This window comes from uncultured Odoribacter sp. (assembly GCF_937966165.1).
GTDB lineage: Bacteria > Bacteroidota > Bacteroidia > Bacteroidales > Marinifilaceae > Culturomica.
The window spans coordinates 30,810-52,326 of the sequence record NZ_CALCLB010000014.1 but is presented as its reverse complement, the minus strand read 5'-3'; the positions used below and the strand labels follow the sequence as shown (position 1 = coordinate 52,326).

17 protein-coding genes are annotated in these 21,517 nt (G+C 40.5%); 3 read left to right on the top strand and 14 right to left on the bottom strand.

The annotated features are described in order from the left end of the window. Positions 1-46 precede the first annotated feature (46 nt). Positions 47-931 carry a malonyl-ACP O-methyltransferase BioC gene (gene bioC / locus Q0465_RS06520; protein ID WP_298614263.1) on the top strand — a complete coding sequence of 295 codons (885 nt, stop codon included), beginning with the start codon at positions 47-49 and terminating at the stop codon, positions 929-931. Positions 932-994: 63 nt separating this feature from the next. Here the strand turns inward: bioC and Q0465_RS06515 are convergent, their stop codons facing one another. The 9 genes from Q0465_RS06515 to purH form a co-directional block, all read right to left on the bottom strand. Further along, positions 995-3,667: a calcium-translocating P-type ATPase, PMCA-type gene (locus tag Q0465_RS06515; RefSeq protein ID WP_298614261.1), complete on the bottom strand. Its 2,673-nt coding sequence runs from the start codon at positions 3,665-3,667 to the stop codon at positions 995-997. A gap of 202 nt (positions 3,668-3,869) precedes the next feature. Beyond that, positions 3,870-5,573 carry a glutamate formimidoyltransferase gene (gene ftcD / locus Q0465_RS06510; RefSeq protein ID WP_298614259.1) on the bottom strand — a complete coding sequence of 568 codons (1,704 nt, stop codon included), beginning with the start codon at positions 5,571-5,573 and terminating at the stop codon, positions 3,870-3,872. 126 nt (positions 5,574-5,699) lie between these two features. Next, positions 5,700-6,953 carry an imidazolonepropionase gene (gene hutI, locus Q0465_RS06505; protein ID WP_298614258.1) on the bottom strand — a complete coding sequence of 418 codons (1,254 nt, stop codon included), beginning with the start codon at positions 6,951-6,953 and terminating at the stop codon, positions 5,700-5,702. 118 nt (positions 6,954-7,071) lie between these two features. Then, positions 7,072-8,493, bottom strand: a complete 1,422-nt coding sequence (rodA, locus tag Q0465_RS06500; protein ID WP_298614256.1) for a rod shape-determining protein RodA — start codon at positions 8,491-8,493, stop codon at positions 7,072-7,074. Positions 8,494-8,504: 11 nt separating this feature from the next. Then, positions 8,505-10,355, bottom strand: a complete 1,851-nt coding sequence (mrdA, locus tag Q0465_RS06495) for a penicillin-binding protein 2 (RefSeq protein WP_298614254.1) — start codon at positions 10,353-10,355, stop codon at positions 8,505-8,507. A 47-nt stretch (positions 10,356-10,402) separates the two neighbouring features. Beyond that, a complete protein-coding gene (locus tag Q0465_RS06490) occupies positions 10,403-10,909 on the bottom strand; it encodes a rod shape-determining protein MreD (protein WP_298614252.1) in 507 nt (168 codons plus the stop codon). Positions 10,910-10,930: 21 nt separating this feature from the next. Then, entirely contained in the window at positions 10,931-11,755 is an 825-nt protein-coding gene (gene mreC, locus Q0465_RS06485; protein ID WP_298614250.1) for a rod shape-determining protein MreC, read from the bottom strand. 82 nt (positions 11,756-11,837) lie between these two features. Then, positions 11,838-12,860 carry a rod shape-determining protein gene (locus Q0465_RS06480; protein WP_009136110.1) on the bottom strand — a complete coding sequence of 341 codons (1,023 nt, stop codon included), beginning with the start codon at positions 12,858-12,860 and terminating at the stop codon, positions 11,838-11,840. Positions 12,861-12,868: 8 nt separating this feature from the next. Then, positions 12,869-14,404 carry a bifunctional phosphoribosylaminoimidazolecarboxamide formyltransferase/IMP cyclohydrolase gene (purH, locus tag Q0465_RS06475; RefSeq protein ID WP_298614246.1) on the bottom strand — a complete coding sequence of 512 codons (1,536 nt, stop codon included), beginning with the start codon at positions 14,402-14,404 and terminating at the stop codon, positions 12,869-12,871. Between the two features lie 291 nt (positions 14,405-14,695). Here purH and Q0465_RS06470 point away from each other — a divergent pair, with 291 nt between their 5' ends. Further along, positions 14,696-15,088 carry a hypothetical protein gene (locus Q0465_RS06470; protein WP_298614244.1) on the top strand — a complete coding sequence of 131 codons (393 nt, stop codon included), beginning with the start codon at positions 14,696-14,698 and terminating at the stop codon, positions 15,086-15,088. Here the strand turns inward: Q0465_RS06470 and Q0465_RS06465 are convergent. The 3 genes from Q0465_RS06465 to Q0465_RS06455 form a co-directional block, all read right to left on the bottom strand. Beyond that, positions 15,085-16,380, bottom strand: coding sequence for an outer membrane beta-barrel protein (locus Q0465_RS06465; RefSeq protein ID WP_298614242.1), 1,296 nt, complete (start codon positions 16,378-16,380; stop codon positions 15,085-15,087). The genes Q0465_RS06470 and Q0465_RS06465 overlap by 4 nt on opposite strands. After that, a complete protein-coding gene (locus Q0465_RS06460) occupies positions 16,370-16,903 on the bottom strand; it encodes a sigma-70 family RNA polymerase sigma factor (RefSeq protein WP_298614240.1) in 534 nt (177 codons plus the stop codon). The genes Q0465_RS06465 and Q0465_RS06460 overlap by 11 nt, the downstream gene beginning before the upstream one ends. 71 nt (positions 16,904-16,974) lie before the next feature. Then, positions 16,975-18,753, bottom strand: coding sequence for an aminopeptidase P family protein (locus tag Q0465_RS06455; RefSeq protein ID WP_298614238.1), 1,779 nt, complete (start codon positions 18,751-18,753; stop codon positions 16,975-16,977). Positions 18,754-19,429: 676 nt separating this feature from the next. On the opposite strand from Q0465_RS06455, the gene Q0465_RS06450 reads away from it, so the two are divergent. Further along, complete coding sequence (locus tag Q0465_RS06450; protein ID WP_298614236.1) at positions 19,430-19,855, top strand: helix-turn-helix transcriptional regulator; 426 nt, start codon at positions 19,430-19,432, stop codon at positions 19,853-19,855. A gap of 3 nt (positions 19,856-19,858) precedes the next feature. On the opposite strand, the gene Q0465_RS06445 is transcribed toward Q0465_RS06450, so the two are convergent. Both Q0465_RS06445 and Q0465_RS06440 read right to left on the bottom strand, forming a co-directional pair. Then, a complete protein-coding gene (locus Q0465_RS06445) occupies positions 19,859-20,764 on the bottom strand; it encodes a dihydroorotate dehydrogenase (RefSeq protein WP_298614234.1) in 906 nt (301 codons plus the stop codon). Next, complete coding sequence (locus Q0465_RS06440; RefSeq protein WP_298614232.1) at positions 20,752-21,513, bottom strand: dihydroorotate dehydrogenase electron transfer subunit; 762 nt, start codon at positions 21,511-21,513, stop codon at positions 20,752-20,754. Before Q0465_RS06440 ends, Q0465_RS06445 begins: the two co-directional genes overlap by 13 nt. Positions 21,514-21,517 lie beyond the last annotated feature (4 nt).

Sequence of the window (21,517 nt, the reverse complement as noted above, 5' to 3'; positions counted from 1 at the left end):
GCCTACTTATTTACTGTTTTCATAGTCTCTTTTAATAAAGACGGTTATGATCCTGAAAGGTATAATTCATTTTAATCGGTTACTTAATATGGACAAAGCAGAGATAAAATGCCGTTTCCGGCGTAGTGTGGAGAGTTATGAAGAAAATGCTGCCGTGCAGAAACGAATTGCCGGAAGACTTTTTCAATTGGTGGAAAAATACGCGGAAAATACTTTATTCCGCATGCTGGAAGTAGGATGCGGTACAGGTTTACTTACCCGGAAGTTAAAGGAGAGGCAGGGAAATCATGTTTTAATTATAAATGATCTCGTAGAGGAAATGTGTCGGAAAACTTCAGCTGCATGTGGAATTGAGCATAATTCTTGTCTGGTGGGGGATATCGAGTCGGTCGCTTTACCCGGAACATTTAATGCAATTGTCTCTTCTTCTACTTTTCAATGGCTAAATTCCCCGGAAGTCGTATTTAAAAAGTTCGCCCGGCATTTGGCAAAAGAGGGTATTTTGGCATTCAGTACGTTCGGCAAAGATAATTTATATGAACTGAAAACAATTACTCATCAGGGACTTGTTTATCCGGACCGGTTTGAATTGTCCGCATTTTTAGCCAAAGATTTTGAGATTTTGTATACAGAAGAGACAAAACACACTCTTTATTTTTCAGATCCGCTTGAAATTATCCGGCATATGAAGCGTACCGGTGTAAATGCTGTAGGGCGGGCTGATACCTGGACAAAAGGTCGTCTGGAACGTTTTTGTGCGGAATACCGTTTGTTATTTTCAACTCCCCGGGGCTATCCTTTGACCTATCATCCTTTGTATTTTGTCTGTCGTAAGAAAAAGGATGTTCAAGATGGAATGAACGCCGTTCCGGTTTACAGTCTGTCCAATGCAAAAACAGACTGTATCACTCTTAACAGCGGAGCAATCTGACTCTGTTTAACCGGCACATCGTTTCCACGAAGCAGCAGGTTAAAAACCTTTGTCTGAAACAAACTACCGTTTAGCGGATGAATGCGTCTTCTTTCCTTGTTTCCGGATCAGCCGGACAATTTCGCCTGTCCACAATACGGAAGACGTCAGACTGATTATCAATCCCCAGTCCTTGAGCGATAGAGGTACCGTCCGGAAAACATTCCCTCCGAATTCTACGATCAGGAACTGACCAATGGGTATAATGACCATAACGATGAGAAAGCCGGTACTTTTAGAAAGCCCTTTAAATGCAGAACTTCCGGAAATAAAAGCCTTGGCATTGAACATATTCCAAAACTGCAGCATGACAAAAGTGGTAAAGAATACCGATAAGTCATAGCGGGAAATCAGACCTTCTTCATTGGTAAAATAATACATCAATCCCAGTAAAATAAATGTAAATGAAAGTCCTATGCCGATAATCCGGTTCCGCATGGGTTTGGTGATAATAAAATCCGTTGCTTTCCGCGGTTTTTCATTCATCACATTCGGATTAGGAGGGAGAGAAGCCAGGGCACCTGCCGCAAAAGTATCAATAATCATATTTACCCATAACATCTGAGTAACGGTCAACGGTAATTCCTGTCCGAAAATTGAACCTATAAGCACAATCAGAAGTGCAGAAAGATTGATTGTTAACTGAAACAGAATGAAACGTTGTATATTGTGATAGAGAGAACGTCCCCACATAACAGCTGTTGCAATACTATTGAAAGAATCGTCCAGAAGCGTAATATCACTGGCTTCTTTTGCGACGGAAGTACCTGTTCCCATGGACAGTCCTACGTCGGCATGATTTAAAGCCGGCGCATCGTTTGTACCATCTCCTGTTACCGCAACTATAGCTCCGGATTGTTTTAACAGATCGACTAAACGTTGTTTATCGGTAGGCCGGGCCCGGCACATAATCTTTAGCTTTAAGACCCGTTGGGCAGCTTCCGTTTCGGGTAATTTTTCAAAATCTACACCTGTAATTATTTGTTCAGCTGTATCCCCTTCTTTCCAGATTCCGATTTGCCTTCCGATTTCCCGGGCTGTAGCAGGTGTATCACCAGTTACAATTTTTACATCAATCCCTGCATTCAGGCATCTTTGTACGGCTGCCGGGACATCCGGACGGACAGGATCGGAGATGGCAACAATTCCCAGAAAAATAAGTTCGTTTTCCACAAATCTTTCAATACAATTTTCTCCTTTACAACTCACAGTTCTGTATGCAAAACCTAAAGTACGCATGGCCTGGTTCTGGTAATCCAACAGTTGTTTTTCTACAATCTCCCTGTATTCAGTTACCGGCTTCAAACCTTCCGGAGACAGTACCCGGCTGCATTTCGAGAATACAATCTCAGGTGCTCCTTTTATGTAAAGGATTTGTTCTTCCTCTGAGAGATTTACAATCGTAGCCATATATTTCCGTTCTGTGGAAAAAGTGAGTTGTTCTGCGATAGAAGCGTTTTCTCTGTAATCGATATAATTGATTCCCTGAGAATGCAGCCATAGTAAAAGGGCTGCTTCTGTCGGATTTCCCAAAGTTTTAATTTTTTCCGGATCAGTGTAATCCAGAAAAGCTGTGGAATTTACAGAAATACCTTCTTTAATCAGTTTACTGATTTCATCCCCTGCTAATTTCTGGTCCCGGAGGGCATAAAAGTCCGTCTGATATACCTGCATCTGGTTTTGGGTCAGTGTACCGGTTTTATCCGTACAAATAACAGTCGTAGCTCCCATTGTTTCACAGGCATGCATTTTGCGGACTAAATTATTAGTCTTTAGCATTTTTCTCATGCTTAATGCCAAACTCAGCGTAACACTCATCGGAAGCCCTTCCGGTACCGAAACGACAATTAAAGTGACAGCTACCATAAAATATTTCAGTATCCTGCCTGCTGTATCCAGGGTAAAAAGATTTTCGGAGGTAAAAAATCCCTCAACGATATCTTTTCCCAGTAAACCAACGAAAGTAAGCCCTGCAACAATAAATCCTACAATACTGATAAAATGTGCCAGGCGTTCCAGTTGCTTACTGAGCGGCGTTTTATCATCGGTAATTTCTGTCGATTTTTCAGCCACTTTTCCGAATTCGGTAGCATCCCCGACTGTTTTAACTTCGTAAATACAATGTCCATTGACAATTGTTGTTCCCCGAAGGATGCGGTTTGAAGGGTAGGTCGCCTCTGAATCATATTCCCGCGGGTTCGTCGTTTTATCAATTATCGGCTCTCCCGTTAAAGTCGATTCGTTTACCTGGAGCGAAATAGCTTCCAACAAATCTCCGTCAGCCGGAACTTCTTCTCCGGTTTCCAATACGACAATATCTCCGACGACAATATCCCTTTTGGGAATTTCCTGAATATTTCCTTCCCGTATAACTTTTACCAGAATATCGTCGTTTACCTGATTCAGCAGTTTGAATTTTCTGTTGGCATCCATTTCAAACCAAAAACCCACCCCCGTTGCCAATAAAATAGCTACAATAATACCGATGGTTTCTGCATACTCATTGTGAAGAATGGAGATGATCAGAGAAAGAGCAGCAGCGACTAACAAAATACGAATAATCGGATCCTTGAATTTTTCCAGAAATAATTTCCAGAGGGGAACCTGGGGAGGAGGCGTTAGCAGATTTTCTCCGTACTTTTCACGATTTTCCTTTACCTGTTGTTCCGATAAACCCGTGTAATGTTTATTTTCCATCGTCTTAAAGTGTACTTTTTATAAACGTTCAAAATTAATCAAATTGATGATTCTTCCTTATCGTTATAAAATTTTTTCTTAAATCTTTGTTAATAAAATATGTAAAAGAAAGCTATTATTTGTTTTAGCAGCAAAATCCCCAAAACCGTTTTATTCTTTTTAAAACGGCTTTGGGGACGGATAGTTACCGTAAAAACGGTGTTTAAATCTTAGAATGGACAATTTGCAGAATCTCTGCTTCCAGTTGACGGGCTTTCTCTACGATATTTTCCCCTTCACGAATAATTTTGTCAGCATATGCTTTATCGTCCAGTCCGGATGCATTTATTTTTACATTCAGAAAGGCACCCATTACTCCGGCCCGGGCAGCAAGTGCACCTACTCCGGCATCCGTAACGGAGTTTGGATTTCCGATTTCTGCCATAGCTTTGGTGACAGACATGCATTCATAACAAAGCTGCATCGTTTTAAAAGGAACTTCTGTAGCAAAACGGGTTGCTTCCTGTACAGCTTGTTTCCGGATCATTTTTTCTTCTTCAGTCTTTTTAGGAAGGCTGAAAGCATCCATTATTTTATTGAAAGCGTTAGTATCTTCGTCTACTAACTTCATTAACTGCGTTTGAAAAGCTTTTCCTTTTTCAGCCCAGTCGCTGAATTCTTCCCAACGCTCGTCCCAACCGCGCTTGTGAGAAGAGAGGTTGGCTACCATACTACCCAGTGCTGCTCCCAGGGCACCCATATAGGCAGATATGGACCCTCCTCCGGGTGCGGGTGATTCGGAAGCCGTTTCGTCGGCAAAATCCGTCAAACTCAGGTCAATTAATTTTTTATGGCCTTTATTGGCTTCTTCTTCCAGTATATACTCGATAATTTTTTTCTTCGGATCGAATGGATACAGTTCGTCTAATCCCAATGATTTGACAGCAATTTTAATCAGTTCTTTATCTGAAATCCCGGTTGAACGCTGTTGTTTCCGTAAAAAATAGCGACCGGCATCCAGCATGGCCTGCAGAGGGATAACTCCGACCAGTTCGGAACCGGTTACCCGAATTCCCCTTTCTGCAGCTTTCCGGCAGACTTCATCAAAAGCTTCATGCACAGCCGTCACAGAAATATCTGTCAGATTCATGGAAATCTGTGCAATACCATATTCTTCTATGTACCAGCCGATAGCTTTGACGGATTTAAGTGTACCCGGGATCATCACATTTTTTCCGTTCTCATCTTTCACCGGTTTTCCGGTAATCGGATTACCTTCCCGCTTTACCCGTCCTCTTTCTCTTACATCAAAAGCAATAGCATTCGCACGCCGGGTGGAGGTCGTATTGAGGTTTATATTATAGGCTACCAGAAAATTCCGGGCTCCTACAGCTGTAGCCCCTGTTTTGGCGGTATGTGCGTTCAGTTCCCGCGGACCGAAATCAGGATGCCATTGTTCACTTCCCAACCGTTCTCCCAAGGCTTCGTATTCCCCGGCCCTGCAGGTAGCCAGATTTCTTCTTTCCGGCGTAAAAGCGGCAAATTCATAACAGTAAACAGGTATCTGAAGTTCTTTTCCGATCCGTTCCCCCAGTTTTCTTGCATATTCTACCGTTTCTTCCATGGTAATATCGGAAACAGGAATTAAAGGGCATACGTCGGTTGCACCGAAACGGGGATGAGCCCCTTTGTGTCGGGTCATATCGATTAATTCGGAAGCCTTTTTGACGGCCCGGAAGGCAGCTTCACATACCGCTTCCGGTTCTCCTACCATTGTTACTACGGTACGGTTCGTCGCTTTCCCCGGGTCCACGTCGATGACACTGATCCCTTCTACCGTTTTCATGGCATCGGTAATCTGATTGATAATATTCATGTCGTTCCCTTCACTGAAATTGGGAACACACTCGATAAGCTGTTTTTTCATATTTTTTGTATTTATATTCCGCCTGACATTCAGTTTTATAAACGTTTGTATATAAGATGTTTATATTTACTTTTTCAATCAGTTGATGGTCTTGTTCAGCAAGTGATTTTTAGAAATTTTCTTTTCTTACATTTGTTCTCCTTTTAAAAAGACGGCATCGATCAGATGACTTCCATAAGCATAAGGGAGATATTCGATTCCGGGAACCGGCAAAGTAATGTAAAAATTAGCCCATTTCCCGACTGCAATACTTCCGGCTTCTTCTTCAACGCCCATAGCATAAGCGGAGTTAATCGTGGTTGCATGGATCACTTCTTCCGGTAGCATTTTGTAATTGATACAACCTAAAGACATGATAAATTTCATATTTCCGGAAGGAGAGGAGCCCGGATTAAAATCGGAAGCTAAAGCTACCGGCAATCCGGCATTGATCATTTGGCGTACAGGGGAGTGAGGCATATTCAGGAAAAAGGCAGCGCCGGGTAAAACAGTCGGCATCGTCTCGCTCTCCAAAAGGCATGCAATTTCTTTTTCTCCTACATGTTCCAGATGGTCTACAGAAATGGCGTTGTATTTTACGCCGACTTGCACACCACCCGAGTAGTCCAGTTCGTTAGCATGGATCTTCGCACGCATTCCATATTTCATACCTGCATTTAACAGGCGATCGGTATCTTCTACAGTAAAAAATCCCTTATCACAGAACACATCTATAAAATCTGCTAAATCTTCTGCCGCTATAGCCGGGATCATTTCATTGATAATTAAATCCACATATGCTGTTTGATCGTGCTTGTAAAGGAGAGGCACGGCATGAGCACCCAAGAAAGTGGATTTAATCAACAGAGGAGTATTTTCTTTTAAACGGCGGATCACCCTCAACATTTTTAATTCCCCTTCCGTATCCAATCCGTATCCGCTTTTGATCTCGACAGCTCCTGTGCCGTACATAGCTATTTCTTCCAATCTTTCGAAAGCAGAGTTGTACAATTCCTCTTCAGTCGCTTCTTTTATCCTTTGTGCTGAATTTAATATTCCTCCCCCTCTGCGGGCAATTTCCTCATAAGATAGCCCCCGGATTTTATCAATGTATTCGATTTCACGGCTACCGGCATATACCAGATGAGTATGAGAATCACAAAAGGAAGGCAATACGAGCCGTCCCGTCGCATCTATTTCTTTTAAAATTCCGGTTTCTTTTTCTATTTCTTCCCGGTTTAATTTTTCCATAGGTCCGAAGGCTGCAATTTTTTCATCTTCCACTAACAGATAAGCATTGTCTATTGTTTCCAGATGAGCCATATCTTTTCCGGCCACCCATTTCCGGGGAGTTGTCTCTGTCTGTACCAGTTGTTTTATATTTGTTATCAATGTTTTCATAAGCATATTTCTTTCTAATGAAGGCACTAAAGTAGAAAAAAAGCCCGATATTTAAAACGTTTGTGTAAAACCTTTTTTTGTTCTTATTAGAGGGAGAGGAACTAAAATTCAGTTCCGGTTAATTGAATACTTGCAAGCGATTGGCATCTAAACGTAAGAATATAAAAATCAGGATGGTAAATGCCCATAAAGAGGATCCGCCGTAGCTAAAGAAGGGGAGAGGGATGCCGATGACAGGGGCAATACCGATTGTCATACCGACATTTATGGCGACATGGAAAAAAAGGATACAGGCTACGGCATATCCATAAATCCGGGAAAAATCGGAACGCTGCCGTTCGGCAAGGTGAATAAGCCTCAGAATAAATACTAAAAATAATATGATTACTACAGTCGTACCGGCAAATCCCCATTCCTCCCCAACAGTGCAGAAAATGAAATCTGTACTTTGTTCCGGCACAAAGTTGAATTTCGTCTGAGTGCCCTGTAAATAGCCTTTCCCCCAGAATCCTCCTGAACCGATTGCTATTTTGGATTGATTTACATTATAGCCCGCTCCGGTCAGGTCTGTTTCTATCCCCAGTAAATTGTTGATCCGGTCTTTTTGGTGAGGCTGAAGATGGTCGAAAGCATAGCTTACTGAAATGGTAGCTCCTATACAAAGCCAGGAAGCCAGAAGAACCAACATAATATGTTTCATTTTCCGCTTGTAGATAAAATAAATTCCGGTAATACAAGTGAAAACATAGGAGTACAATAACAAATGGTAAAGGGAAACCGGCCATTCCAATAACCAGCGGATTCCCCATAATAAAAAGAAGCATCCGGTCAGAAAGACAAATACTTTATACCACTCATTTTTCCCCTGACGATAATACCAGAATGCTATCAGACTGGCGAAAATAATAATACATAAAACCGTAAAAGGATTATACAATAAAGTAAGGATAAAAAGGGCGACCGTAATAAAACAGAGTAAAAGAATAGAACCATGCATACCTTCCCTGTACATAACCAGGATAAACGAACTGTATACTAAAGCAGAACCGGTATCGTTTTGCAAAATAATCAAGGCAGCCGGAATAATCAGAAGGATACCAACCTGGAGTAAACTGGAAAAACGCATGATTTTAAAACCATGACGGCTCATGACATTTGCTACAGCCAATGCAGTAGCAAACTTGGCGAATTCTGCCGGCTGTATGCGGATTCCTCCTAATTCAAACCAGGAACGGGCCCCGTTTACTTCCCGTCCGAAAACCAGCACTGCCGCCAGTAAGCCGATCATTAAACCGTAAATGACGAAAGAAAAAGCCGTGAAAAATTTACTGTCCGTCAATAAGATTAAAAAACCGATCAGAAAGGATGCCCCGATCCAGATCAATTGTTTTCCGTATTTTTGAGTGATATCTAAAATATTACTGTGTGTATCGTCGTAAACAGCTGCATAAATATTCAGCCACCCCATAAAGATCAATACGGTATAGAGGAAAATAGATACCCAGTCAATATTTTTTAAAAGGTTAGATTGTCTGTTCATTCTCTTGTATATTAATTTCCTTCACCTTCTTTATTTTCCCGAGACTTCGCTTGTTTACTTACGGGCAGTAGATTTGCATTCATCATCCGCTGTTCCAGTTCTTTTTTGCGGGGAGAGATTTTACCTTTCAGGTATTTTTCCATAATCAAACCTGCAATAGGAGCGGCATAAGTTGCTCCCCACATTCCATTTTCGACATATACGACAATGGCTATTTGCGGATTCTCCTTGGGAGCAAATGCCATAAATACCGAATGGTCGGCCCCATGGGGATTCTGTACTGTACCTGTTTTACCGCAGACCGTCACCGAATCGATGGAGGCAACGCGTGCGGTTCCTCCTTCTGCCGCTTTTTGCATCCCTTCGATGACTATTTCAAAATTTTTCCGGTCAATGGGAATGGTATGTTTTTCTGCATAATTCTCCACTTGTCCGGAAGGGCGTACGATATGAGGGGTCATATAATAACCGCGGTTGGCAATACAGGCTGCAATATTGGCAATTTGTATCGGAGTGATCAAAAGTTCTCCCTGTCCGATAGATAAGGACATAATATACATCCAATGCCAGTTTTTCGTTTTATGCACCCTGTCGAAATATTCCTGGCTGGGAATAGAACCACTCAGTTCATTCCGGAAATCCGGGCATATTTTTTGTCCCAGACCAAAGGACATGGCATATTTTCTCCAATTCCCATAAGCATCCCGGACATTGTGGTATTTGGGATTTTCCAAAATCCGTCTCCATACATTTACATAATACGGATTGCAGGAATGTTGTATAGATGCCCTCAAATCGAGAGGAGAGACGTGATTGTGACATCCCATGCGTAAACCGTTGAAAAAATAACCTCCGTGGCATTCAAAACGGGACTCCGGAGTGATTACTCCTTCCTGTAAACCAATCAGAGCCTGAATGGTCTTGAAGGTGGAACCGGGAGGGTAGGAAGCCATAACTGTACGGTCGAACAGGGGGGTATTCTCATCGTTTTGCAACTTCCGGTAATTTGCTCCCCTTTCCAGACCCACCAAAAGTTGAGGATCATAACCGGGACTGGATACTTTCAATAATATTTCTCCCGTAGCAGGTTCAATGGCTACAATTCCCCCTTTTTTATTTTTCATCAATTGATAAGCATACTCCTGCAATTTAATATCTAAAGTCGTCGTAATATTTCCTCCCACGACTGCCGGAACATCGTAGTCCCCATTGTGATAAGAACCTTTAACCCGATTGTAATTGTCCACTAACAGAATTCTTTTTCCTTTAGTACCCCGAAGTACAGTTTCATAGCTTTTTTCCAAACCGTTTATACCGATATAATCCCCCAAAGCATAATTGCTATCCCGCTCAATTTGGGCAGGGCTTACTTCACCGATATAACCAAACACATCCGCTGAATGAGCTACGTTATATTTCCGAAGCGTCCGGGTTTGCATAAAAAATCCAGGATATTTGTACAATTTTTCCTGTAAACGGGCATATTTATCGTCGGTGATCTGGGAAATAAGGATAGACGCTTTGAAATTGGAATAGTGTTTACATTTATTGATGTTTTTTTCGAGTGTTTCTTTGGAAATACCCAAAATAGATATCAATTCCAGTGTATCAAATGTTTTTACCTGGCGCGGAATAATCATTAAATCATAAGCGGCCTGATTATACACCAATAATTCCTGATTCCGGTCATAAATTAATCCCCGGGCAGGATATTGAGTCTCTGTCCGCTGGGCATTGTTAATCGCAGAAAGCTTATACGAGTCGTCTACAACCTGTAAAATGAATAATTGTATAATACATATTCCGAATATTCCGATAATGATACCCGAAATTACAGTTTTTCTATGAGTAAATTTGTTCATTATTTACCGAAACCTTTAAAAATCACCCCGCCTTCTCATCCTTCTGTTTATTCCTGCCTCTTTTTGATCGCAATGAAATAATAAAGGAGAATAAAAATATAAGAAACTATACTACTACACAAGATACGCATAAAAGTAATTCCAATATTGACAAATGAAAAAGCCTCAGCCAGAATTAAAACAATATTGTAAGCCAGTACTGAAAAGGAGGTATATTTTAAAAACCAGCCTAAATTTCTCATTTTATGCGTCCCTTCAATTTCATCAATTTGTTCACGGTTCAGTGTAAACTGTAATAATTTAGGACGGATATAAGCCAGAAAAGTAGTTGCTGCAGCATGAATTCCCATCGTATTATTCGCTAAGTCCATGATTAAACCGAATAAAAAGGCAAGAAAAAGCACGGTAACTTTCTTCATACCGTAAGGTAAAACCAGTATCGCTAAAATATAGATATTGATATAAATATAGGAATGCAACTGGATATTGTCCAGAATTGTTATCTGAATAATAAATAAACATAAAACATGAATCCAATATTTAGCACTGTTCATTGTATCACAAATTTATCCGACCTATTTCTCTTCATAGGTAGTGGCCTCTAATTCTCTTTTCTCTTCTTTCTTTCTGTTTTCTATCACATAGATATCCGATATTTTCTTAAAATCAGTTGCCAGTTTTACTTTAATGGATAGGAAATTAGCCGTCTCCTTGTCAACTGATTCTACGAATCCGACCAGTTCCCCTTCCGGAAAAATAGAAGAAAACCCTGATGTCACAATGGTATCTCCTCTCTGTACGTCTACGTGGAAGGGAATATCATTCAGATAAGAATAGCGGTAGTCATTTCCGTCCCATTGCAGGGAACCGTAATATCCGTTTTTTTTAACTTTTGCAGAAACCCTGAGATTGACATTTATCAAAGGGAGCACAACTGCATAGTGATTACTGATATTCCGGATAATTCCCACTACTCCGTCTGGAGAGATTACAGCCATTTCTTTTCTTATTCCGTCCGTAAACCCCTTATCAATTGTAATATAATTTTTAGTTTTATTAAAATTGGAGTTGATGGTTTGTGCTTTCCGGTATACATACGATACTGTCACTATTGCAGTATCTATTGTAACGGGAGCGAAAGTCCCCCTCATTTGTTCGATTCTGTTCCTCAGTGCCGTATTTTCTTCCAGTAATTTCCGGTTGGCAGATTCCAAATGAAAATAATTTTGAATATCCGTCAGGTAGGAAGAAATATAGCAAAAAAGTGAAGAAGTTTGCCGGGAAAAAACTGTTTTCTGATAGTTATTGTGTTGTACAATTAAAGAAAATGCCACAACTTCCAATAGTATAAAAATTATAGTAAAATGGTACTTTAATATAAGTTTTATAATATTCTTCACGGTTCATTTGTCTTGCGACGGCTGTTGAAAAGGCAGAACAAATCGATCTGTCTTTTTAACAGCCGTCAACATTAATGATTGATCAGCGGATCAGGAATGAGAATTTGTCCACATTCTTCAGAGCTATACCTGTTCCACGGGCAACAGCACGCAAGGGGTCTTCTGCTATATGGAAAGGTATATTGAGCTTATCGGACAAACGCTTGTCTAATCCTCTTAAAAGTGCACCGCCTCCGGCCAGGTATATCCCTTTATTGACAATATCAGCATACAGTTCCGGAGGAGTTTGTTCCAAAGCTCCCAGGATGGCAATTTCGATCTTAGAGATAGATTTTTCCAGACAGTGCGCTATTTCCTGATAAGAAACCGGCACTTCAACCGGGAGGGAAGTCATCTGATTCGGGCCCTGCACAATAAAATCGGCCGGTGGCTCATCCAGTTCTGAAAGGGCCGATCCCACATGAATTTTGATTTCTTCAGCTGTTCTTTCTCCGATTTTTATATTGTGCTGGTGACGCATATATTCCTGGATATCATCGGTAAGGTCATCTCCTGCGATACGGATAGACTTATTGGTGACAATACCTCCCAGAGAGATCACAGCAATTTCCGTAGTTCCTCCCCCTATATCCACAATCATATTGCCTTCCGGAGCTTCTACGTCTAAACCGATACCCAAAGCTGCTGCCATAGGTTCGTAAATCATATAGACGTCGCGGCCTCCGGCATGTTCGGAAGAATCCCGTACAGCACGTACTTCAACTTCTGTACTTCCCGAAGGGATACAAATGACAATGCGTAAAGAAGGAGAAAAGAATTTGTTATTAATATTGGCCATTTTAATCATACCGCGGATCATTTGCTCTGCAGCATTAAAGTCGGCAATAACACCATCCCTTAAAGGACGTATGGTTTTGATATTGTCATGCGTTTTCCCCTGCATCTGCCGGGCTTTTTCCCCAATGGCAATAACTTTTTCTGTCCGGCGGTCAATCGCTACGATAGAAGGTTCATTTACAACCATTTTATCGTTGTTTATTATAATGGTGTTGGCCGTACCCAGGTCAACAGCTATATCTTGTGATAAAAAAGAAAATAATCCCATGTCTTTATTTAGTGTTTGAAATGTCTCATTCCTGTAAAAATCATTGCAATCCCATATTTGTCAGCGGCTTCGATCGATTCCTGATCCCGGACGGAACCTCCGGGTTGTATAATAGCCGTGATACCGGCTTTGTAAGCTGCTTCCACACAATCCGGGAAAGGAAAGAAAGCATCTGAAGCCATGACACTTCCTTTTATCCGGTCTCCTCCCTGCCGGATTGCATTTTCCAATGCCCAAATACGGCTGACTTGTCCCGGTCCGACACCCGTCGTGCATTTGTCTTTTGCAATAGCAATTCCATTCGATTTGGTATGCTTTACAACTTTCCAGGCAAAAAGCAAATCTTCCTTTTCCTTTTCATCGGGATGACGTTTGCTCACTACTTTTAGTCCCTCTTCTGCGAGGAGAAGGGTATCTAAATCCTGAATCAGTAAGCCTCCCAATACAGTTTTGGCTTTACAAGCCGATTTATCCGTTTTCAGGATGTTGTCAAGCTGAAGCAAACGGATATTTTTCTTTTTGGTTAAAAGCTCCAATGCTTCCGGTGAAAAGGAGGGAGCCAGAATCACTTCCAGGAAGATTTGAGACATCATTTCTGCCGTTTCTCTGTCAATTTCCCGGTTAGCCGCTACGATCCCCCCATAAATGGAAACAGGGTCCGCTTCGTAAGCTTTTCTATAGGCCTCAGCAAGCGTAGGCGCACTGCCTACTCCACAGGGATTGGCATGCTTAGCTGCAACGACCGTGGGCTCCTCGAATTCTTTTAATGTTTCCAGGGCTCCGTCAGTGTCTCCGATATTATTGTAAGATAGCTCTTTCCCGTGTAACTGCCGGGCAGCAGTTAAAGTGCCTTCCGTTCCTTTTATAGCAGTGTAAAAAGCAGCCGCCTGATGCGGATTTTCTCCGTACCTCAACGTCTGCTTTTTCTCAAAAGTAAGGGTAACCGTTTTAGGTTCGCGGATGTGCAAACGTTCTGAAAAATAGTTTGCAATCAATGCATCGTAATGCGCTGTATGTATAAAAACTTTAGCTGCCAGCATTTCTTTGGTTTTCAAAGAAGTGTCTCCCTCTTCCTGAAGTTCTTGTATAACTTTACCGTAATCTTCAGGATCCGTCAGAACCGTTACAAAACGATAGTTCTTAGCTGCTGCACGAATCATCGTGGGACCGCCAATATCAATATTTTCAATGATTTCTTCCTGAGAAACCCCAGGTTTCAAAATAGTTTGCTTAAAAGGGTAAAGGTTGCATACGACCATATCTATCGGTTCAATTCCCAATTCCTTCATTTGTTGGAGATGATGATCATTGTCTCTGACAGCCAGTATTCCTCCTTCTACGTGAGGATGTAACGTTTTTACTCGGCCGTCGAAACATTCGGGGAACTTTGTCAGGTCTGAAATATCTTGAACTTGAACGCCTTCTTCTTTCAGTTTTTTAGAGGTTCCTCCGGTAGAAATGATTTCCCATCCCATGGAATTTAATGATTTTGCAAAATCAACAATTCCCGTTTTATCAAAAACACTGATTAATGCTCTTTTCATCCGGATATTTTATTAGTGTAAATTTCGTTTCGTCGCAAAGGTAAAAAAAAAGAACGTTTTTTTTTCATAAATTCGCAGATAGTGTAATATTTTTATTAGAGGAACGCTTCGCAGGTGGTTAATATATGATTTACAATAATTTATGTATTATCTGTAGCGGGCGAAAAGATGAAATTATTAACTTTAATTCTGATTCAACAGGAATATTTGTTTTTTACGTAAAGAGTATAAATAAAAAATGCTACTTTTGAACGACAAAGAAAAGCAGGCTGTAAATTAAAAAGACAGAAAATGAGCGATAACAATACTTCCGACTGGATATACCTCCTTATGACTTTGATTGTAGGAGGCATTGGTTTTATAAGATCCCAGTCGAAGAAAAAACCCGTAAAACCAAATCCGGATAGCACAGCGGAAACAGAATATGACGGAGAATGGCTGGAGGAAGAGAGGGAAACCGGGACTGATCCGGTACTGATTGAAACGTATTCTGATTATTACAAAGGTGGGATGGAGGCTTATAAGACGACAGAAAGTGACGATTACTACAATGAAAAACTTGCCGCTTTGCATACAGCTTCTGAAGAAAAGACGAAAAAGGCTGAAGAAGAAACAGAGGAGACGGATTTCGATTGGAAAAAAGCGATTATTTATAGCGAAATTCTCAACCGGAAATATTTTTAAAAATTAATGCCGATCCCTGTGGAAAAGGAAAAGATATAAGGTTTAAAATCAATATTTTCATCTTCACTAATCGATTGTAAATAATAACGAAATCCCGGTTCCAGCATAACTTTGATTTTGGGAGAGATTGGATATTCGATTCCGATAGCCCAGTCGGTACTGATATTGAAATTCCGGATATTTTCCGTACTGCCGATGTATTCCCTGCTATTTTCACGAGTCAGATACGCTTTGTTGCTGATGATAAAACTTCCGCTGAAACCGGCCAATACGCTAAACCGGATTTTGCTATTGTTCAGGTAATATTTTACAGCTATCGGAATTTCCAGGGCATCGAATACCTGTTCTATTTCACTGCTGCTACCGTCTTTTGTGGTGATAAAACTGGGAGACCCGACAACTTCTGCTGTACTTCTGCTCTTGATATTACCAAGAGGAGATTTGGTAACTTTTTTATTCACAGCCCCTAGCGGAGACAAAATATATCCCGGGGTTTTACTATTATCCATATAAGTATAGGCCCGGCTCTCTCCGGATTTTTGTCCCATACGGGTATACATAATCCCCGTTTGTATAGAAAAACGTTTGTGAGGAATAATAGCTACTTTCATTCCTCCGCTTAAATTAAATATACCGCTCATCTGGTTCTTGGGAAAATTATAAGCCTGACTTTGTGCATCCGGAGAATTATAAATTCCGGAAGCATAACCGGGAGCGATATGCCCACTCAGTAAAATTTTTGTCTTTTTACCGGGAAGCAATGCAAATTTTTTATCGGACTGCTCTGCTTCTAAAATTTGATTGTATAGCTGTAAAGTTTTATAAGATTGTTTATTGACCAGCGGAATATAGTCTTTTTGCTTTAAATTAATAGAAGGGCCATGAAAAGTAAGCGATGCAACTTTTTCTTCATCCAAACGTTCCGGGATTATTTCAGAAAATACGGTACGTTTTTGCGGAACCCGTTCTTCAATTGCAGATACTTTGTAAACAGCCGGGACAATAACGGCTAACCGGGATTCAGGCAGGATATATTCCAGTTTATTTACCGGTCGGACAGAAGAGGAATAAAACACAGGGACAGTGTCCGAAGTATTTTTTAAAATTGCTATCCCGCTTACAGCAAGTAACAAAGCTATGGCCGCAGCTGTTCTGTAACGCCACAGGATAATTTTTCTTTTTCTTTTATTGACTTGCAGTTGTCGGTTTATATTTTCCCAAATATAAGCTGGCGGCTCAGCATGCCTGTTTTGGTATGCCTTTTTAAATAAAGAATCTATATTAGTGCTCATATTTCAGGTAATCTTTAATTTTCCTTTTCAGTATATCTCTTGCCCGGGCCAAATTAGATTTTGAAGTCCCTTCACTTATACCTGCTAACGCAGCAATTTCCTTGTGTTGCATTTCATCGATCGCATAAAGCTGGAAAACCTGCCTGTATCTTTCCGGTAATTCTTCTATAAAGCCGAACAGAATATCTTCCGGAATATAAATATTCTCTTCCACATCCGTTACTGTCCTTTCCGGAACCTCTTCCACGACCATCATTCTGTTATTTTTCCGGTATTTCTCAAATATGATGTGAATAAAAATCCTTTTCATCCAGCCTTCGAAAGAGCCTCTGCCTGAATATTGTGCTATCGATTCAAACACTTTCAGAAACCCGTCCTGCAAATGATCTTCAGCTTCAGATCTATCCTGTGAATATCGGAGACATATAGCAAACATCCGGCTAGCGAATAGTTTATAGAGCTCTTCGGCAGCCTTCGGATCACCTTTTTTACATTTCTCTATTATGTTGTCCAATTTACACATCGATAGCTGTTGATAAGATGCAGTACATCCAAAAAGGTTGCGTCATCCTTTCCAGAATGACGCAATCTTTTTTAAATTTTTTTTGTTTTCTTTTGGAGCCAGGCTGTTTCTTCGGGATGAAGGTCAGGAGCAATTAATTCATACACTTTTTGATGATATTCATTCAGCCATTCTTTTTCTTCTTCACTCAATAATTCAATTACCAGGGCTGATGTGTCGAAATAACAAAGTGTTAGTGGTTCAAAACCGAGCCATTTTCCAAATTCGTTTTCACACAATTGATAACAAGCTATAATATTTTCATGCCTTACACCGTGAGCATTTTCCCGGTATATGCCTGGTTCGTCGGAAGTCACCATACCCGGTAAAAGGGCCTGGTCTCTCCAGCTTTGACGAATATCCTGCGGTCCTTCGTGTACGCATAGAAAATGTCCGATCCCGTGTCCGGTCCCATGTCCGAAATTCCTAAAATGATTCCATAATGGCTGCCTGGCAATGATATCAATGTTTGCTCCGGTAGTTCCCTGTGGAAAAATACATCTGCTTAGGCCAATCATTCCTTTCAGCACAAGAGTGTAATCTTCTTTTTCCAGAGGGGTCAATTCTCCCAGCGGCACGGTACGGGTGATATCCGTTGTACCATACCAATACTGGCCTCCGGAGTCCACCAGATACAAACCTTTGGGTTGCAGCAATGTATCTTTTCCTGGCAGAGCCGAATAGTGTGGTAAAGCTGCATTGGGACCATAAGCGGAAATGGTGTGAAAACTGTCGGAAATATAATCCGGGTTTTCCCGCCGCAGAGCGGTGAGTTTTGCAGCTGCTTCCGTTTCGGAAACAGGCTGTTTTTCTATTTGCTTTTCCAACCAGTAAAAAAATCGGGTCATTGCAATCCCGTCTTGCTGACAGGCTTTCCGGAAACCTGCTATTTCCGTGGAATTTTTCACTGCTTTCCAAAGGACGACCGGAGATTTGGCTGCTATGATCTCGTGAGAAACTGCAATTTTATGATATACGGCAAAATTCAATGTAGAAGTGTCCAGGCTTATTCTCTTCCGGTCTTTCCATTCCTCCAGGAAAAGAAATAAATGGTGATAATCCCGAATTTCCACCCCGGCATCTTCCAATGAACGCTTGACCTCCAGCGGAATTTTAGAAGGTTTTACGAACAGCCAGGCCTGCTCGGAAGAGACCAAGGCATAACTGATCACAACCGGATTATAGGGAATATCGTTTCCTCTTATGTTGTACAACCAGGCGATTTCGTCCAGACAGCTGAAAAGAATGGCATCTGCACCTTTTTCTTTTATATCCTCCCGGACACACTGAATTTTTTGTACTGTAGACTGTCCTGTATATTTTTCATCCAATAAAAATACGGGAGCATCCGGAAGAGCAGGCCGGTCCAACCAAATTTCGCCCAGTAAATCGGTTTTTTCCACAACCTGAATTTTTTTGGAAGTAAACAGTTGTTTTAACCGTTCGACCTCTCCGACAGTCATACAAAAACTATCAATTCCGACTTTCGATTCTTCCGGAAGTATACTGTTTAACCATTCGGGATAATCTACCGCTTCCGGTACCCTCAATTTGTGCATCCGGATACCGCTTCCCTCCAATTCCTTCCCGGCCTGAATAAAATAGCGGGTATCGGTCCACAAACCTGTCTCTTCTCTGGTTACGACAACTGTACCATACGAACCGGTAAAACCGGATATCCATTTCCGCTGTTGCCAGGCCTCCGGTAAATATTCACTGTTGTGCGGATCAATTCCGGAAACAATATAAGCATCTAAACCTTCCCGGTCCATGATATTCCTTAAAGCAGCCAGTTTTTCTTTTATCGTCATAAATTATTCAATTTTATTATTTTTTCAAATATAATAAGAATCGTACAATTTACAAATAACCAGTCAAAGTACCGTCTAAAAAACAGTTCGGGATTTATAAAAAATCATGTTACATTTGTAATCGGATTTTTGGCCGGTAAATCGCAGAGAGCCCTATTACATTTGTAACAAGTTTGTTTAAAGAAAGAAAGTATACAAATGTAAACCAAACCGGAATTCAAAAGATATCACTTTCATTTATGTTTGATACATAATTAATTGAAAACCTGTGATATATATACAATTATTTAATTTTTTTATTTATGAATTAAAGGCGGATATCCTTTAAATGTTCTTATTTTTGTAGGAAATTTATAATATAATATTTATAAAGTGTTTTATAATCATATGTTTATAAGATTTATATAAATAATAAATTTAATCATAAAACAAACTGCAAAATAGGGTAGGATCGGTTTTAAATATTGATTATTAAACTATTATATGCTTATTTAAGTAATGTCTTGAACTTCAATTATTCAGAGTTTACAAAAAAACCGACGTAAATATATTACAGATGTAATCAATCTTATATTACAAATGTAATTTGATTTTTGAGTTTATTTTTGTTACATTTGTAATATCAATTGAGGTACTTTGTATAGTATGCATTACATTTTTACAAAGATTCAGAGTTATGAAAGAACGTTTAAATGAACTTATTGAAAAGAAGGGGCTTACGGCTACAAAATTCGCAAATATGATAGATGTCAATCCCTCTGCGATTTCGCATTTATTAAAAGGAAGAAATAAACCCGGATATGATGTGCTGGTAAATATTGCCAGGGTATTTCCGGATATCAGTATGGATTGGCTGTTGATGGGAAAAGGCAAAATGCTGGTTTCTGAATCTGTGATAATTTCGGATGGATCTGAAACTGTTGTACAACAGTCAGAAAAGAGCAAAGCCAAAGAAGAAAAGGCAACAGAAAGTGAAATAGCTGTTCCGGCGGCAACTAAAGGAATTACTACTGCTTTACCGGACATTACGCCAGGTAAAACAGTAGAACGAATTGTTTTATTTTTTACAGACGGGAGTTTTGAAGATTATACAAAAGGATAAAATTCAGATTAATCCAATAATATCCTGTATTTTTTGAAAACCGTTTTGATCCAGGTAGTCATTTATCCCCTTAATTATTTTTACTGTTATTCCGGGATCTGTAAAATTCGCTGTACCTACCTGAATGGCAGAAGCTCCTGCCAAAAAGAACTCGATAGCGTCTTCTGCATTCATAATTCCCCCCAATCCGACAACCGGTATTTTTACGGCTTTGGCAACCTGCCATACCATACGCAAGGCGACAGGTTTCACACAAGGTCCGCTTAATCCTCCGGTAATAGTACTCAGTTTTGGTTTTCGGGTTCGGATATCGACGGCCATTCCCATAAGCGTATTGATTAAAGAAACGGAATCTGCACCTTCGCCTTCTGCCGTGAGTGCTATTTCCTGAATATCCGTAACGTTAGGGGATAATTTCACCATTAAGTGTTTGTGATATACCTGACGGACAGCTTTAACTACTTCCGAAACGGAAGAACAACGGGTCCCGAAAGCCATACCGCCTTCTTTTACATTCGGGCAGGAGATATTCAGTTCTATTCCCGGAATATGGACAAGTTCATTAATTTTCTCTGCAGTAGCTACATAATCAGAAATAGTCGACCCTGAAACATTTACCAGTACTGAAGTAGATACTCCTTTTATTCCGGGATAAATATGGTTTATAAAATAATCCACTCCTTTATTTTGTAAGCCTACAGCATTCAGCATTCCAGACGGGGTTTCTGCCATACGCGGATAGGGGTTTCCTTCCCGGGGATTTAAAGTAGTTCCTTTGACGATAAAGCCTCCCAACCGGGAGAGATCAATGAAATCCTGAAATTCAGAACCGTAACCGAATGTGCCGGATGCCGTCAATACCGGATTTTTTAAATCCAATCCTTTCAAGTGAATGTTTAAATCTGCCATTTCAAATCTTTTATATTAAAAACAGGTCCTGCTGTACACACACACTGATGGCCGGAGGTTGTGTCCGTCACGCAACACAGACAAGCCCCGATACCGCAGGCCATTAAATTTTCCAGAGATACCTCACAATTAATATGATGGGCAGAAGCGTGTTTGGCAACGGCTTTCATCATGAGATCCGGACCACAGCAAAAAATATGGTCGTAATGTTCGGATAAAAGAGAATGTTGGGTAGGATATCCTTTTTCCCCGTATGAACCATCTTCTGTTGTATAATACAAACGGGCGTAGCGTCCGAAAGATTCTTCAAGCACAATGTCTTTTTTCGAACGGACTCCGATCAATAAATCGGGAGTTACCCCTTTTTTATGCATCTCTTTGGATAAATGCAATAAAGGAGCTATACCTACGCCTCCGCCAATCAGAAGACAACGCCCTGACTGTGGTATAGAAAAAGAATTTCCTAAGGGAAGTATAATATTCAACTTTTCATTTGCCTTTAATTGTGCGAGTTTTTGAGTACCTGGACCGGCTATTTTGATCAGTAAAAATAACAATCCGTTTTGTTCATCGACATCGTGTACGGACAGGGGACGCCTCAAAAAAGTAGCAGGAGAATCTTCTACCTTAACGTTTACAAACTGTCCCGGCAGGAGCGGAGGTAATTCTTCTGCATATAAACTCAATAAAAACATGTTTTCATTGAGTTTCCGATTTTCTTTTACAATGAAATCGATTATTTTTTTCATACTA

Bases quoted from the DNA above. Each gene is read 5' to 3' on its own strand.
- bioC (WP_298614263.1), top strand. From the start codon at position 47: ATGATCCTGAAAGGTATAATTCATTTTAATCGGTTACTTAATATGGAC.
- Q0465_RS06515 (WP_298614261.1), bottom strand. From the start codon at position 3,667: ATGGAAAATAAACATTACACGGGTTTATCGGAACAACAGGTAAAGGAA.
- ftcD (WP_298614259.1), bottom strand. From the start codon at position 5,573: ATGAAAAAACAGCTTATCGAGTGTGTTCCCAATTTCAGTGAAGGGAAC.
- hutI (WP_298614258.1), bottom strand. From the start codon at position 6,953: ATGAAAACATTGATAACAAATATAAAACAACTGGTACAGACAGAGACA.
- rodA (WP_298614256.1), bottom strand. From the start codon at position 8,493: ATGAACAGACAATCTAACCTTTTAAAAAATATTGACTGGGTATCTATT.
- mrdA (WP_298614254.1), bottom strand. From the start codon at position 10,355: ATGAACAAATTTACTCATAGAAAAACTGTAATTTCGGGTATCATTATC.
- Q0465_RS06490 (WP_298614252.1), bottom strand. From the start codon at position 10,909: ATGAACAGTGCTAAATATTGGATTCATGTTTTATGTTTATTTATTATT.
- Q0465_RS06480 (WP_009136110.1), bottom strand. From the start codon at position 12,860: ATGGGATTATTTTCTTTTTTATCACAAGATATAGCTGTTGACCTGGGT.
- purH (WP_298614246.1), bottom strand. From the start codon at position 14,404: ATGAAAAGAGCATTAATCAGTGTTTTTGATAAAACGGGAATTGTTGAT.
- Q0465_RS06470 (WP_298614244.1), top strand. From the start codon at position 14,696: ATGAGCGATAACAATACTTCCGACTGGATATACCTCCTTATGACTTTG.
- Q0465_RS06465 (WP_298614242.1), bottom strand. From the start codon at position 16,380: ATGAGCACTAATATAGATTCTTTATTTAAAAAGGCATACCAAAACAGG.
- Q0465_RS06460 (WP_298614240.1), bottom strand. From the start codon at position 16,903: ATGTGTAAATTGGACAACATAATAGAGAAATGTAAAAAAGGTGATCCG.
- Q0465_RS06455 (WP_298614238.1), bottom strand. From the start codon at position 18,753: ATGACGATAAAAGAAAAACTGGCTGCTTTAAGGAATATCATGGACCGG.
- Q0465_RS06450 (WP_298614236.1), top strand. From the start codon at position 19,430: ATGAAAGAACGTTTAAATGAACTTATTGAAAAGAAGGGGCTTACGGCT.
- Q0465_RS06445 (WP_298614234.1), bottom strand. From the start codon at position 20,764: ATGGCAGATTTAAACATTCACTTGAAAGGATTGGATTTAAAAAATCCG.
- Q0465_RS06440 (WP_298614232.1), bottom strand. From the start codon at position 21,513: ATGAAAAAAATAATCGATTTCATTGTAAAAGAAAATCGGAAACTCAAT.